We start from the raw sequence: 14389 nt of genomic DNA, 5'->3' as shown, positions 1-14389 counted from the left end.
GCTTGATGATGTTGCCGTTTCTGAAAGCGCCAGCTGACGCGCCGTTGATTAGCGATAAACAAGAAATTGATGCCCGTTACCGTTACTGGCGTCGCCATATTCTGCTGACCATCTGGCTGGGTTACGCACTGTTTTACTTTACGCGTAAAAGTTTTAACGCCGCCGTACCAGAAATTCTTGCCAACGGTGTGCTCAGCCGTAGCGATATCGGCCTGTTAGCAACTCTGTTTTACATTACCTACGGCGTGTCGAAGTTTGTCTCCGGCATTGTCAGCGACCGCTCAAATGCCCAGTATTTTATGGGGATTGGGCTTATCGCTACGGGCATTATCAACATTCTGTTTGGTTTCTCGACGTCGCTGTGGGCGTTTGCCATGCTATGGGGGCTGAACGCCTTTTTCCAGGGCTGGGGTTCACCGGTGTGTGCGCGTCTGTTAACCACCTGGTATTCACGTACTGAGCGCGGGGGTTGGTGGGCATTATGGAACACGGCGCATAACGTCGGCGGTGCACTCATTCCCATTGTGATGGCAGCGAGCGCGCTGCATTACGGCTGGCGTGCCGGGATGATGATTGCCGGTTGTATGGCGATAGTCGTGGGGATTATTCTCTGCTGGCGGCTGCGCGATCGCCCGCAGGCGTTAGGTTTACCAGCGGTCGGCGAATGGCGACACGACGCGCTGGAAATCGCTCAACAACAAGAAGGGGCAGGGCTGACACGTAAAGAGATCCTCACCAAATATGTGTTGCTGAATCCGTATATCTGGCTGCTTTCGTTTTGCTATGTGCTGGTCTATGTGGTCCGGGCGGCGATCAACGACTGGGGCAATTTGTATATGTCCGAGACGCTGGGCGTCGATCTGGTCACGGCGAATACGGCAGTGACAATGTTTGAACTGGGCGGATTTATCGGTGCGCTGGTAGCGGGTTGGGGCTCGGACAAACTCTTTAACGGCAACCGTGGGCCGATGAATTTAATTTTCGCCGCCGGGATTTTGCTATCTGTCGGCTCGCTGTGGCTGATGCCATTTGCCAGCTACGTGATGCAGGCAACCTGCTTCTTCACCATTGGTTTTTTTGTCTTTGGCCCGCAGATGTTAATCGGCATGGCGGCGGCAGAGTGTTCCCACAAAGAGGCGGCAGGGGCGGCGACGGGGTTTGTCGGCTTGTTTGCTTATCTGGGGGCGTCGCTTGCTGGTTGGCCGCTGGCGAAAGTGCTCGATACCTGGCACTGGAGCGGATTTTTTGTGGTTATCTCTATCGCCGCCGGGATTTCTGCACTGCTATTACTGCCCTTTTTGAACGCCCAGGCACCGCGCGAAGCGTGATGCATCTCACCTTTTCACTTCATATCCGGCAAAACTAAGAAATTTTCCAGGTTTTGCCTGGACGCTATCTCAGGCCTGATTTGCTGCTGATTTTTACAATGCATACCTCACGCAGGTATTCATTTCAGGAGTAACCCATGCTGGCTTTCTTAAACCAGGTTCGCAAGCCGACCCTGGATCTTCCGCTCGAAGTGCGGCGCAAAATGTGGTTCAAACCGTTCATGCAATCCTACCTGGTGGTCTTTATCGGCTACCTGACGATGTACCTGATTCGCAAGAACTTTAACATCGCGCAGAACGACATGATCTCGACCTACGGCTTGAGCATGACGCAGCTGGGGATGATCGGCCTGGGCTTCTCCATCACTTATGGTGTGGGTAAAACACTGGTTTCCTATTACGCTGACGGCAAAAACACCAAACAATTCCTGCCGTTCATGCTGATCTTGTCTGCCATTTGTATGTTGGGCTTCAGTGCCAGTATGGGCAGCGGCTCGGTTAGTCTGTTCCTGATGATTGCCTTCTACGCCTTAAGCGGCTTTTTCCAGAGTACCGGGGGATCGTGCAGTTACTCCACCATCACCAAATGGACGCCGCGTCGTAAGCGCGGAACGTTCCTCGGTTTCTGGAATATTTCTCACAATCTTGGCGGTGCGGGCGCGGCAGGTGTGGCGCTGTTCGGCGCAAATTACCTGTTTGACGGCCATGTAATCGGCATGTTTATCTTCCCGTCCATCATCGCGTTGATTGTCGGTTTTATCGGCCTTCGTTACGGCAGCGACTCCCCGGAATCTTATGGCCTCGGCAAAGCTGAAGAACTGTTCGGCGAAGAGATCAGTGAAGAGGACAAAGAGACAGAATCTACCGATATGACCAAGTGGCAGATCTTTGTTGAGTATGTGCTGAAAAACAAAGTGATCTGGCTGCTGTGCTTCGCCAACATTTTCCTCTATGTGGTGCGTATTGGTATCGACCAGTGGTCAACCGTGTATGCGTTCCAGGAACTGAAACTCTCTAAAGCGGTGGCGATTCAGGGCTTTACGCTGTTTGAAGCTGGTGCGCTGGTCGGTACGCTGCTGTGGGGCTGGCTCTCTGACCTGGCGAACGGTCGCCGTGGCCTGGTGGCCTGCATCGCGCTGGCGCTGATTATCGCCACGCTCGGTGTGTATCAACATGCCAGCAATCAATATATCTATCTGGCTTCTCTCTTTGCGTTAGGTTTCCTGGTCTTTGGCCCGCAATTGTTGATTGGTGTGGCTGCTGTTGGTTTTGTACCTAAAAAAGCCATTGGTGCTGCCGATGGTATTAAAGGCACCTTCGCTTACCTGATTGGCGACAGCTTTGCCAAGTTAGGTCTGGGGATGATTGCCGATGGTACGCCGGTATTCGGCCTTACCGGCTGGGCAGGCACCTTTGCTGCACTGGATATCGCCGCGATTGGTTGTATCTGCCTGATGGCGATAGTGGCGGTGATGGAAGAACGCAAAATCCGCCGCGAGAAAAAAATTCAGCAGTTGACAGTGGCATAAACGTAACTGGTGACTTTTGCCCGGCATGACGCCGGGCTTTTTTTTATTATTCCGTGACTTCCAGCGTGGTGAAGGCAAACTTCTCGCCATCAAACAGCCCATGACTGGTTAGTTTCAGCGCGGGGATCACTGGCAGGGAAAGAAACGCCATCTGAATAAACGGCTCATCCGGTAACGGACCACATTCACGGGCGGCGGCTTTCAATGCGTCAATTTGCTCCGCCAGCGATTGTGCCGTGTCGGTGCTCATCAGCCCGGCAATGGGCAATGGCAGATGGCTCTGTACCTGACCGTTACGGACCACGCACAACCCGCCGCCATCCTGAATCACCTGATTGACCGCCAGCGCCATCTCTTCAGCACTACGACCGATCACCACAATATTATGGCTGTCATGGCTGACTGTCGCAGCCAGCGCGCCTTCATTCAGGCCAAAGCCGCCGAGCAAACCACAAGCCGGAGCCAGCCGTTGCCCGTAACGCTCAAGTACGGCAATAAAGCACACATCATCGCGATCAAAACCATTTTCGCTGTAGATGCTGGAGCGGGAGTGCGTAATCAATTCGTTATGGATGACGTCAATGACCCGATAGCGTTTTCCGGGTGTGAATTGCAGGGCAAAGTCGCTGGCAGAAACTGGCTGGCGGGCAATGGTATTGCCATAAGGCGGAGCGGATTGTGCCAGTCTCGCTGACTCTTCCGCTTGTAAGGTTTGTGCATCAATCGGTTCGCCTTTCACCAGTACCTGCTGCACCGTGACCTTACGCGCATCGCTCAACAGGACGATATCCGCCTGCTTGCCGGGTGCCAGTAAGCCGAGATGATTCAGACCAAAATGGCGTGCTGTCGACCAGCTGGCGACGCGATATGCCACATGCAGCGGCACATTGTGTTGTTCGATCAGGCGACGAATTAAGGCATCGATATGTCCTTCATGGGCGATCTCCCACGGGTTACGGTCATCGGTGCAGAGCATACATTGCGGGCTGTTAAATTCGTTGATCAACGGTGCCAGCGCGTTGAGATTGCGGGCAGCGGACCCTTCGCGGATCATCAACGACATGCCGAGTTGTAACTTCCGGCGACCTTCTTCCAGCAGATAACTTTCGTGGCAGTTTTCAATACCCGCAGCAATATAGGCATTAAGTTCTTTACCGCCCAAACCCGGGCAGTGACCGTCCAGCGTCAGGTGGCGAAATGCATCCAGTTTATCGAGCAGCGCATTCTGCCCGCTAATTACGCCAGGGTAATCCATCATTTCAGCAAGGCCGGTAACCTGCGGATGGTCACGCCAGGCGAGCATCTGTTCAAGGGTAAAACTGGCACCGTTAACATCGCAGCCTTCCAGGGCAGGTACGCAAGAACTGACCTGCAAATACTGGTTTTGCCTTGCCTGTTCGGCACAGCGGGCAAACCAGGCGAATCCGGCTTCGCCCATCACGTTGACGATTTCATGGGGGTCGCAAATAACAGTCGTCAGGCCACGCGGCAGAGTGGCGGTTTCAAAAGTAACCGGCGTCATCATGCTGGATTCAATATGCAGGTGAGCATCAATAAACCCTGGCACCGCCGTTGCGCCGCGTGCATCAATCCGCTGCAAAGCCGGAGCGTCAGCATATTCTGCGCCAACACCGGCAATGTGACGTCCTTTAATCACAATTGGCCCGGAAATTTCTCCACCATTGATCAGATCGAGAATAGAGACATTATCAATAATATAATCGGCAACAGCGTCGCCACGGGAAACGGCTAACAATTCCTGGTATTCAACCCGGCTAATGTGATGAAATTTATGGTTAATGGAATTATTCATATTTTTCTCATTTTGATTTTATCAATTTGATTATTATTTATCATAAAGAAACGTCGCGAGATTATTAAAGAATATCCATTAATGCGCAATTGAAATGTGATAATTATCACTGAACCGTTGTTGTCATTTGTTTTACAAAAGCAAGGGATTAAATCTCCTCCAATGGACAAAAAAATGAATAATGACAATACCGATTACGTGAGTAATGAATCAGGGACGCTTTCGCGATTATTTAAACTACCTCAGCATGGGACCACCGTCCGCACAGAATTGATTGCGGGGATGACCACTTTTTTAACCATGGTGTACATCGTTTTTGTGAACCCGCAAATCCTCGGCGCGGCACAAATGGACCCGAAAGTGGTGTTTGTTACCACCTGTTTGATTGCCGGTATCGGCAGTATTGCGATGGGGATATTTGCTAACTTACCCGTGGCGCTGGCTCCGGCAATGGGGCTGAACGCCTTCTTTGCCTTCGTGGTCGTGGGGGCGATGGGTATCTCCTGGCAGACCGGGATGGGAGCGATATTCTGGGGCGCAATTGGACTATTTTTGCTCACGCTGTTTCGTATCCGGTACTGGATGATCTCCAACATTCCCTTAAGTTTACGTATTGGTATCACTAGCGGAATCGGATTATTTATCGCCTTAATGGGGTTAAAAAATACTGGTGTTATTGTCGCCAATAAAGACACCCTGGTGATGATTGGTGATTTAAGTTCTCACGGTGTGTTGTTAGGTATATTAGGGTTTTTTATTATAACCGTGTTGTCATCTCGTCATTTTCATGCCGCGGTGCTGGTCTCTATTGTGGTGACGTCTTGCTGTGGATTATTTTTCGGTGATGTTCAATTTAGCGGCGTCTATTCCATTCCGCCTGATATTAGCGGCGTCATTGGTGAAGTGGATTTGAGTGGCGCATTATCACTTGAACTCGCTGGTATCATTTTCTCCTTTATGCTGATCAACCTATTTGATTCATCAGGAACATTAATCGGTGTGACTGATAAAGCTGGCTTAATAGATAGTAACGGTAAATTCCCTAATATGAATAAGGCGCTATATGTTGATAGCGTCAGTTCGGTGGCGGGCGCGTTTATCGGCACCTCGTCTGTTACCGCCTATATTGAAAGTACTTCTGGTGTGGCAGTTGGTGGTCGAACGGGGCTGACTGCGGTCGTGGTCGGCATTATGTTTCTGTTGGTTATGTTTTTCTCGCCGCTGGTGGCAATGGTCCCTCCTTACGCCACCGCCGGAGCGTTAATCTTTGTTGGCGTGCTGATGACCTCAAGCCTGGCGCGCGTTAACTGGGATGATTTTACCGAATCAGTACCTGCATTTATTACTACGGTGATGATGCCCTTTACTTTCTCGATCACCGAAGGGATTGCGCTTGGCTTTATGTCGTACTGCATCATGAAAGTGTGCACCGGGCGCTGGCGCGATCTGAACCTGTGTGTGGTGGTGGTCGCTGCTCTGTTTGCACTGAAGATTATTCTGGTGGATTAGTAACTGGCGAGGGTTTCCAGATATCATGAGTTCTGATTACGCAGGAGAACTCATGATCTGGATAATGCTCGCCACGCTGGCGGTAGTGTTTGTAATTGGTTTTCGGGTGCTGACATCCGGGGCCAGAAAGGCGATTCGCCGTCTCAGCGATCGGCTGAATATTGATGTCGTACCCGTGGAGTCGATGGTCGATCAAATGGGAAAGTCAGCCGGTGACGAATTTTTACGTTATTTGCATCGTCCGGATGAGTCGCACCTGCAAAACGCCGCGCAGGTGTTGCTCATCTGGCAAATTGTCATTGTCGATGGTAGCGAACAGAACCTGCTGCAATGGCATCGGATTTTACAAAAAGCTCGCCTCGCCGCTCCCATTACCGACGCTCAGGTCAGGCTGGCGCTGGGTTTTCTGCGCGAAACCGAACCTGAAATGCAGGATATTAATGCTTTTCAGATGCGCTATAACGCATTCTTTCAGCCTGCTGAGGGCGTTCACTGGCTGCATTAAAACCGTTTCGTCTTATTAGCCTACAGACCGCGCCTGAGCTGGTGGGTGGATAAGGCGTGCACGCCGCATCCGGCATCGGAACTGACAGTAGGTGAACGCATTATCTACGTTCTATTTACAGCAGCACCTCCAGCCCGTGTTTTTGCACAATGCTGAGCAGTTTTAATGAAATGCCATTGGGGCGTTTAGCGCCACTTTCCCATTTTTGTACAGTTGAAACGCTGGTATTGAGATAGTGAGCGAAGACGGGCTGACTCACTTTTAATTTTTCCCGCAGTGCTTTTATCTCAACAGGTTGTAAGTCTTGCACGCTGGTCAGGCAGGCTTTGTCAAAAGTACGCATCGTTTCGGCAGAAATAGCATCGACGCTGGACAATCCAGCAGCTGCGCTGTGAATAGCCTCAAATGCAGGACTTTTAAATTTAGTTTTTGCAGTCATAGCAGATCTCTGTCAGTTCTTTAGTGTTAATCATTGCTGTTAGTTGGGCTTTCGTCAGGAAGGCATAATGCTTTGCAAGTTCACGAAACCCAGCCAGTTCCTGACTATTGATGTTCGACATATCCTGTTTTGCATATAAAAACGTGTAAAACCAATTGCTTCCCCCTTTTGCCAGAATAATTGCACGCTCACGATTTTGGTGAAGGCGCTTGTTAAAAACGCCACCACCAAGTGCATCAGCTTTACCTTGCTCCGTTTCTAAAATGGCCCGGCACAACTCTTCATCTGTTATTGCATGAGACCTGGCTTCCCTTGCAAACCATTTGGTTTTAAACACGCGCATATCGTTGAGGTCCTGTTATTAAAGTATATCACCAAGTGCAATACTTTATCCCTTATTCCCAACCCAATCGCGAAAATGCATATCAGCTTGCCCTATGATTTTTATTTCTTCGAGCAGCCTCGAACTTTTCCCACAACACCGTAAAAGTTGCAAAAACGTTAAATGTGTCACACATTTCAATGTTAAAGTGGTCAGCTTTTCCTCTGAAACATGCCACGGGTAACACCATGAGTGAATTTATTGCCGAAAACCGCGGCGCGGATGCCATCATCCGACCGAACTGGTCCGCCGTTTTCTCGGTAGCGTTTTGCGTCGCCTGCCTGATTATCGTTGAGTTTTTGCCCGTCAGTTTGTTGACGCCAATGGCCCAGGATTTAGGTATTTCGGAAGGGGTTGCCGGGCAATCGGTGACCGTGACCGCTTTTGTGGCAATGTTTGCCAGTTTGTTTATTACCCAGACAATTCAGGCCACTGACCGCCGCTACGTTGTTATTTTGTTTGCCGTTTTGCTGACGCTCTCCTGCTTGCTGGTTTCCTTTGCCAACTCATTCAGTTTGCTTTTAATCGGTCGTGCCTGTCTGGGGTTGGCACTCGGCGGGTTCTGGGCGATGTCGGCGTCGCTGACCATGCGTCTGGTACCAGCGCGTAAGGTGCCGAAGGCGCTGTCGGTGATCTTCGGCGCGGTTTCTATTGCGCTGGTGATAGCCGCACCGTTGGGTAGCTTTTTAGGTGAGCTTATCGGTTGGCGCAATGTCTTTAATGCGGCGGCGGTGATGGGCGTGCTGTGTATTATCTGGATTATCAAATCATTGCCTTCGCTGCCTGGCGAACCCTCGCATCAGAAGCAAAATACTTTCCGCTTATTACAGCGTCCGGGCGTGATGGCCGGGATGATCGCCATCTTCATGTCTTTCGCCGGGCAGTTTGCTTTCTTCACGTATATTCGCCCGGTGTATATGAACCTGGCGGGATTCAGCGTGGATGGCTTAACGCTGGTGCTGTTGAGTTTTGGTATCGCCAGCTTTATCGGCACGTCGCTTTCGTCGTTCATTCTTAAACATTCGGTAAAACTGGCCTTAGCAGGTGCGCCGTTAATACTGGCTCTGAGTGCGTTGGTGCTGACGTTGTGGGGAAGCGATAAAATCGTGGCGACCGGCGTTGCGATTATCTGGGGGCTGACTTTTGCTTTAATTCCCGTTGGCTGGTCAACGTGGATCACTCGCTCACTGGCCGATCAGGCAGAAAAAGCCGGGTCTATTCAGGTGGCCGTTATTCAGCTTGCCAATACCTGCGGTGCGGCAATCGGCGGTTATGCGTTGGATAACATTGGTCTGACTTCGCCGCTGATGTTGTCCGGCACATTGATGTTGCTTACCGCGCTGTTAGTCACCGCAAAGGTGAAAATGAAGTAACGTATTTACAGGAGGGGTTACTGCTGTGGTGGGAACACTCTCCTGTTCTTCCCTCTGATAACAATTGATCGGGCATTGTTCTTATCTTGTTGTTATTTCCATTCTTCTACCAGCATTCATCATTTACTCATCATGAATCATCATTTTCCCTCATGTTAAAGAAAAGTCATTTAATCTGAACGCATAGCGGCAGGGATGACAAATGACAGGGAAAGCGCATGGGAACGGTAATCGTTGGGGCGATAACAGCGTATGTGGATTGGGGGATCGTTTACGTCGTCTGACCGCCGGTATTTGCCTGATAACACAAACTATTTTCCCTGTTATGGCTGCTGCCCCTACGCATGTTAACCCTGCGCATTCGGATACTGCCGCGTCACTGATCCTGTCGAACGTTAAAACTATTCCATACACCTTGGGGGCGTTGGAATCGCCACCAACGGTCGCGGCACGCTTTGGTATTACCGTTGATGAATTACGTCGCCTGAATCAGTTCCGTACCTTTGCGCGGGGCTTTGACAATGTGCGTCAGGGCGATGAGATAGATGTACCACTCATCAACAGTAACAGCCCTGAAGCGCGCACTCTGAAAGCAATGCAGATGGAGCGCGACGGTAAAGATCCACAAATGCAGGTCGCGGAAGTGGCGCAACAAAGTGGGACACTTTTAGCGCGCGATATGGACAGCGAACAGGCTGCGAGTATGGCGCGTGGCTGGGTGGCTTCTTCTGTGTCTGCGCAGGCGACAGACTGGCTCAGCCGCTGGGGAACTGCCCGGGTATCTCTGGGTGTTGATGAAGATTTCAGCCTTAAAAGCTCTTCATTTGAATTTCTCCATCCCTGGTACGAAACGCCAGATAACCTGGTCTTCAGCCAGCATGCACTCCACCGTACGGATGATCGCACTCAAACCAACCACGGTATCGGCTGGCGTTATTTCACTCCGAGCTGGATGTCGGGCATAAACCTGTTTATCGATCATGACCTGAGCCGCTATCACACCCGAACCGGGATGGGCGTTGAATACTGGCGCGATTACCTGAAACTGAGCGGCAACGGCTATCTGCGCCTGAGTAACTGGCGTAGTGCACCGGAACTCGACAATGACTATGAAGCACGCCCGGCGAACGGGTGGGATCTTCGCGCCGAAGGCTGGTTACCGGCCTGGCCGCAGTTGGGCGGTAAGTTAGTCTATGAACAATATTACGGCGATGAAGTGGCGCTATTTGGTAAAGATGAGCGACAAAATGATCCTCACGCGATTACCGCAGGATTGAGTTACACCCCCGTTCCCCTGATCTCCTTTAGTGCCGAGCAACGGCAGGGAAAACAGGGAGAGAACGACACCCGAATTGGTATGGAGCTGACGCTGCAACCCGGTCAATCACTGCAAAAACAGCTCGATCCGGCTGAAGTTGCAGCACGACGCAGCCTTGTAGGCAGTCGCTATGACCTGGTCGATCGTAATAACAATATTGTCCTTGAATATCGCAAGAAAGAACTGGTGCGGCTGACGCTGACCGATCCGCTGAAAGGCAAGCCGGGTGAGGTTAAATCGCTGGTTTCTTCCTTACAAACCAAATATGCGCTGAAAGGTTATGACATCGAAGCCGCCGCCCTGCAATCAGCGGGCGGAAAAGTAGCTGTTTCCGGCAAGGATATTCAGGTCACCATTCCTCCCTACCGATTCACGGCAATGCCTGAAACCGACAACACTTACCCGATAGCGGTTACAGCGGAAGATTCGAAAGGAAATTTCTCCCGGCGTGAAGAAAGTATGGTGGTTGTAGAAAAACCCACACTAAGCCTCGCTGATTCAACGCTTTCTGTCGATCTACAAATTCTGCTTGCGGATGGAAAATCAATCTCAACGCTGACCTATACCGCGCGAGATTCCAGCGGCAAGCCGATCCCCGGTATGACGTTAAAAACACAGGCAAAAGGTTTGCAGGATTTCGCCTTAAGCGAATGGAAAGACAACGGTAACGGAACCTATACCCAGTTAGTTACCTCCGGGAAGACGTCAGGCGCGTTGTCGCTGATGCCACAATTTAACGGCGACGATGTTGCTAAAACACCAGCGCTGATTGCCATTGTGGCTAATATGGCATCCCGAGCGGACTCCATGATTGAAACAGACCAGAATAATTACGTCGCGGGTAAGCCGATAGGCGTAAAAGTGACCCTGAAAGATGAGAATGGCAACGGGGTTACCGGAAGAAAAGAACTTCTTAAACAGGCTGTTAAAGTAGACAACACGAAGACCGATGCTGTTAGTGCCTGGACGGAAGAAAGTGAGGGAGTTTACAAAGCAAACTATACGGCCCATCTCATTGGCGACAAATTAACGGCCCAGCTGACGATGCCCGGCTGGCAAACCAAGCATTCGGATGCGTTTAGTATTGCGGGTGATAAAGATACCGCCAAAATCGCTGCGATGCAGATCACCGCGAATAACGCAGTTGCCAGACGCGATCACAATACCGTCGCTGTGACGGTCAGGGACGTGCATCAAAATTTACTGCAGGGACAAAATGTTACCTTCACGGTCGTGAAGGGTGCGGCGGTTTTTGCCGATCCAAATGGCGGTATTGTGACGACAGATAAAGACGGGATTGCCAGCGTTAACCTTGCCAGTGACCAGGCGGTAAACAGTCTTATCAAGGCCGAGATCAATGGCAGTAGTCAGTCTGTGGAAGTGAGCTTTATTACTGGCGATATCTCGCAGCTGACCTCCACCATCAAGACGGACGATGTGTCATACACCGCGGGTGGCAAGATAAAAGTGTCAGTTACCCTTATGGATGAGCAGAAAAACCTGGTGAAAGGGATGGATTCGCTGCTGGCGGGTAGCGGTGTGGTCGAGGTGAGCGGTACAGATAAAAATGAAACGGGTAACTGGAGCGAAGAGTCTGATGGCGTTTACACCACCACCCGAACCGCGAAGATTGCTGGCGATCGCCATTACGCCACGCTGAAACTATCGACATGGAGTAGCGCGCAGCAATCCGATGCGTATGTCATCCGCGAAAGCGGAGCTGTGCTGGCTTATTCCTCTATCGTTACCGACAAAACGACCTATACCGCAGGCGGTGCGATTAAAGTTACGGTAACGCTCAAGGATAGCTATGAAAACCTGGTCGGGGGGCAACGAGACGCTATCAGCCAGGCTATCCAGCTGCCAAATACAAAAGCGGAAAGCATCACCTGGAATGAAGATCAAAAAGGCATTTATACCGCAACGTATACCGCCTTACTCCCTGGCACCGATTTAAAAGCACAGCTACAGATGTCCGGATGGGCGAGCGCTTTGACTTCAAATGATTACAGTATTAGTGGCGATGCCGCCAGCGCACAAATTGTCTCGATGCAAGTGACAACGGGTAACCCGGATGTGCTGGCGAATGGCAGCGATCGACATACGGTGAATGTCCGGGTGGAAGATCAGTTTGGCAATGTGCTGCCGGAGCAGACTGTCACCTTTACGGTGACGAAAGGGGCGGCTGTATTTGCCAATGCAAGGCAGAGCGCAGATATCAGGACGGATGCGCATGGCATGGCAGAGGTTGATCTGAGCAGTACCGTAGCGGATGCCAGCACTGTTGAGGCTAAGGTCAATCAAAGCAGCGATAGTAAAACGGTGAACTTCGTTGCTGATGTTAGCACGGCGCGTATTGCTGATCTGGGGGTAACGCAGGATAACGCGGTGGCAGACGGCGCGACAGAGAACATGCTGTGGGTGAAAGTCACCGACGCGTTTGGCAATGCGCTGGGCGGACAGACGGTCAGCGTGTTGGCGGACAACGGCGCAACGGTCGCTCCGACGGTGATTACAGAGCCGGACGGCACAGTGGAGATCAGTGTCACCAGCCAGACGGCGGGCACCAGTGCCGTCACTGCAACCATCAACAGCAGCAGCCAGAGCCGGGATGTGACGTTTATCGCCGATGTCAGGACGATGAAGATAGCGGATCTGGTCGTTAGCCAGGATAACGCGGTGGCAGACGGCGCGACGGCGAACACGCTGCAGGTGAAGGTGACCGATGCGTTCGGGAATGCGCTGGGCGGACAGACGGTCAGCGTGACGGCAGGCAACGGCGCAACGGTTGCTCCGACGGTGATTACAGAGCCGGACGGCACGGTGGAGATCAGTGTCACCAGTCAGACGGCGGGAGCCAGTACTGTCACTGTCAGCATCAACAGCAGTACCGCGAGCCGGAACGTCACGTTTATCGCCGATGTCAGCACGGCGCAGATCGCGAGTCTGGAGGTGACGCAGGATAACTCAGTGGCTGACGGCGCAATGGCGAACACGCTGCGGGTGAAGGTCACCGATGCTAACGGGAATGCACTTGCCGGGCAGACGGTCAGCGTGTTGGCAGGCAACGGTGCCACGACTGCTCCGACGGTCACCACGCAGCCGGACGGCACGGCGGAGATCTCTGTCACCAGCCAGACCGCCGGAATCAGTGCGGTCACTGCCAGCATTAACAGCAGCAGCCAGAGCCGGAACGTCACGTTTATCGCCGATGTCAGGACGGCGCAGATCGCGGATCTGGTGGTCACCCGGGATAACTCGGTGGCGGACGGTTCGACGGCGAATACGCTGCGGGTGAAGGTCACCGATGCGTTCGGGAATGCACTTGCCGGGCAGACGGTCAGCGTGTTGGCAGGCAACGGCGCAACGACTGCTCCGACGGTCACCACGCAGCCGGATGGCACGGTGGAGATCAGTGTCACCAGCCAGACCGCCGGAACCAGTGTGATCACCGCCAGCGTCAACAACAGCAGCCAGAGCCGGAACGTGACGTTTATTGCGGATGTCAGCACGGCGCAGATCGCGGATCTGGTCGTTAGCCAGGATAACGCGGTGGCAGACGGCGCGACGGCGAATACGCTGCAAGTGAGGGTCACCGATGCGTTCGGGAATGCACTTGCCGGACAGGCGGTCAGCGTGTTGGCGGATAACGGCGCAACGGTCGCTCCGACTGTCATCACAGGGCAGGACGGGACGGTGGAAATCAGTGTCACCAGCCAGACGGCGGGCACCAGTGCGGTCACCGCCAGTATCAACAGCAGTATCGCGAGCCGGAACGTCACGTTTATCGCCGATGTCAGCACGGCGCAGATCGCGAGTCTGGAGGTGACGCAGGATAACTCAGTGGCTGACGGCGCAATGGCGAACACGCTGCGGGTGAAGGTCACCGATGCTAACGGGAATGTACTTGCCGGGCAGACGGTCAGCGTGACGGCAGGCAATGGCGCAACGGTCGCTCCGACTGTCATCACAGGGCAGGACGGCACGGTGGAGATCAGTGTCACCAGCCAGACGGCGGGCACCAGTACAGTCACCGCCAGCATCAACAGCAGCAGCCTGAGCCGGACCGTGACGTTTATCGCCGATGTCAGGACGGCGCAGATAGCGGATCTGGTAGTCACCCGGGATAACTCAGTGGCAGACGGTGCAATGGCGAATATGCTGCGGGCGAGGGTCACCGATGCGTTCGGTAA

The 14389-nt window shown here is 52.5% G+C and carries 8 protein-coding genes and 1 pseudogene; 6 read left to right on the top strand and 3 right to left on the bottom strand.

Going from position 1 to position 14389, the window contains the following annotated elements:
- Positions 1 to 8 precede the first annotated feature (8 nt).
- Positions 9 to 1328: an MFS transporter family glucose-6-phosphate receptor UhpC gene (uhpC, locus tag AACU19_RS20225; protein WP_105278444.1), complete on the top strand. Its 1320-nt coding sequence runs from the start codon at positions 9 to 11 to the stop codon at positions 1326 to 1328.
- Positions 1329 to 1465: 137 nt separating this feature from the next.
- Positions 1466 to 2857 carry a hexose-6-phosphate:phosphate antiporter gene (gene uhpT, locus AACU19_RS20220; RefSeq protein WP_000879199.1) on the top strand — a complete coding sequence of 464 codons (1392 nt, stop codon included), beginning with the start codon at positions 1466 to 1468 and terminating at the stop codon, positions 2855 to 2857.
- 46 nt (positions 2858 to 2903) lie between these two features.
- On the opposite strand, the gene adeD is transcribed toward uhpT, so the two are convergent.
- Positions 2904 to 4670, bottom strand: a complete 1767-nt coding sequence (adeD, locus tag AACU19_RS20215; RefSeq protein ID WP_105278443.1) for an adenine deaminase — start codon at positions 4668 to 4670, stop codon at positions 2904 to 2906.
- Positions 4671 to 4844: 174 nt separating this feature from the next.
- Here adeD and adeQ point away from each other — a divergent pair, with 174 nt between their 5' ends.
- Both adeQ and AACU19_RS20205 read left to right on the top strand, forming a co-directional pair.
- A complete protein-coding gene (adeQ, locus tag AACU19_RS20210; protein ID WP_105278466.1) occupies positions 4845 to 6179 on the top strand; it encodes an adenine permease AdeQ in 1335 nt (444 codons plus the stop codon).
- Between the two features lie 52 nt (positions 6180 to 6231).
- Positions 6232 to 6684, top strand: coding sequence for a DUF1198 domain-containing protein (locus AACU19_RS20205; protein WP_001306732.1), 453 nt, complete (start codon positions 6232 to 6234; stop codon positions 6682 to 6684).
- A gap of 115 nt (positions 6685 to 6799) precedes the next feature.
- Here AACU19_RS20205 and AACU19_RS20200 read toward each other — a convergent pair whose 3' ends face one another.
- Entirely contained in the window at positions 6800 to 7123 is a 324-nt protein-coding gene (locus tag AACU19_RS20200; protein ID WP_000125643.1) for a helix-turn-helix domain-containing protein, read from the bottom strand.
- The gene (locus AACU19_RS20195; RefSeq protein ID WP_123057635.1) at positions 7107 to 7460 is read right to left on the bottom strand and encodes a type II toxin-antitoxin system RelE/ParE family toxin; all 354 of its coding nucleotides are present in this window, start codon (positions 7458 to 7460) and stop codon (positions 7107 to 7109) included. The genes AACU19_RS20200 and AACU19_RS20195 overlap by 17 nt, the downstream gene beginning before the upstream one ends.
- A gap of 233 nt (positions 7461 to 7693) precedes the next feature.
- Here AACU19_RS20195 and nepI point away from each other — a divergent pair, with 233 nt between their 5' ends.
- Both nepI and air read left to right on the top strand, forming a co-directional pair.
- Positions 7694 to 8878, top strand: coding sequence for a purine ribonucleoside efflux pump NepI (gene nepI / locus AACU19_RS20190; protein WP_105278441.1), 1185 nt, complete (start codon positions 7694 to 7696; stop codon positions 8876 to 8878).
- A gap of 202 nt (positions 8879 to 9080) precedes the next feature.
- Positions 9081 to 14389 (top strand): annotated as a pseudogene (gene air, locus AACU19_RS20185) (inverse autotransporter adhesin EaeX/Air); the annotation flags it as partial.

Origin of the sequence: Escherichia sp. MOD1-EC4550, assembly GCF_963876935.1 — a bacterium.
Taxonomy (GTDB): domain Bacteria; phylum Pseudomonadota; class Gammaproteobacteria; order Enterobacterales; family Enterobacteriaceae; genus Escherichia; species Escherichia coli_F.
The sequence above is the reverse complement of the archived record's forward strand: the minus strand, read 5'-3'. Positions and strand labels throughout refer to the sequence as shown.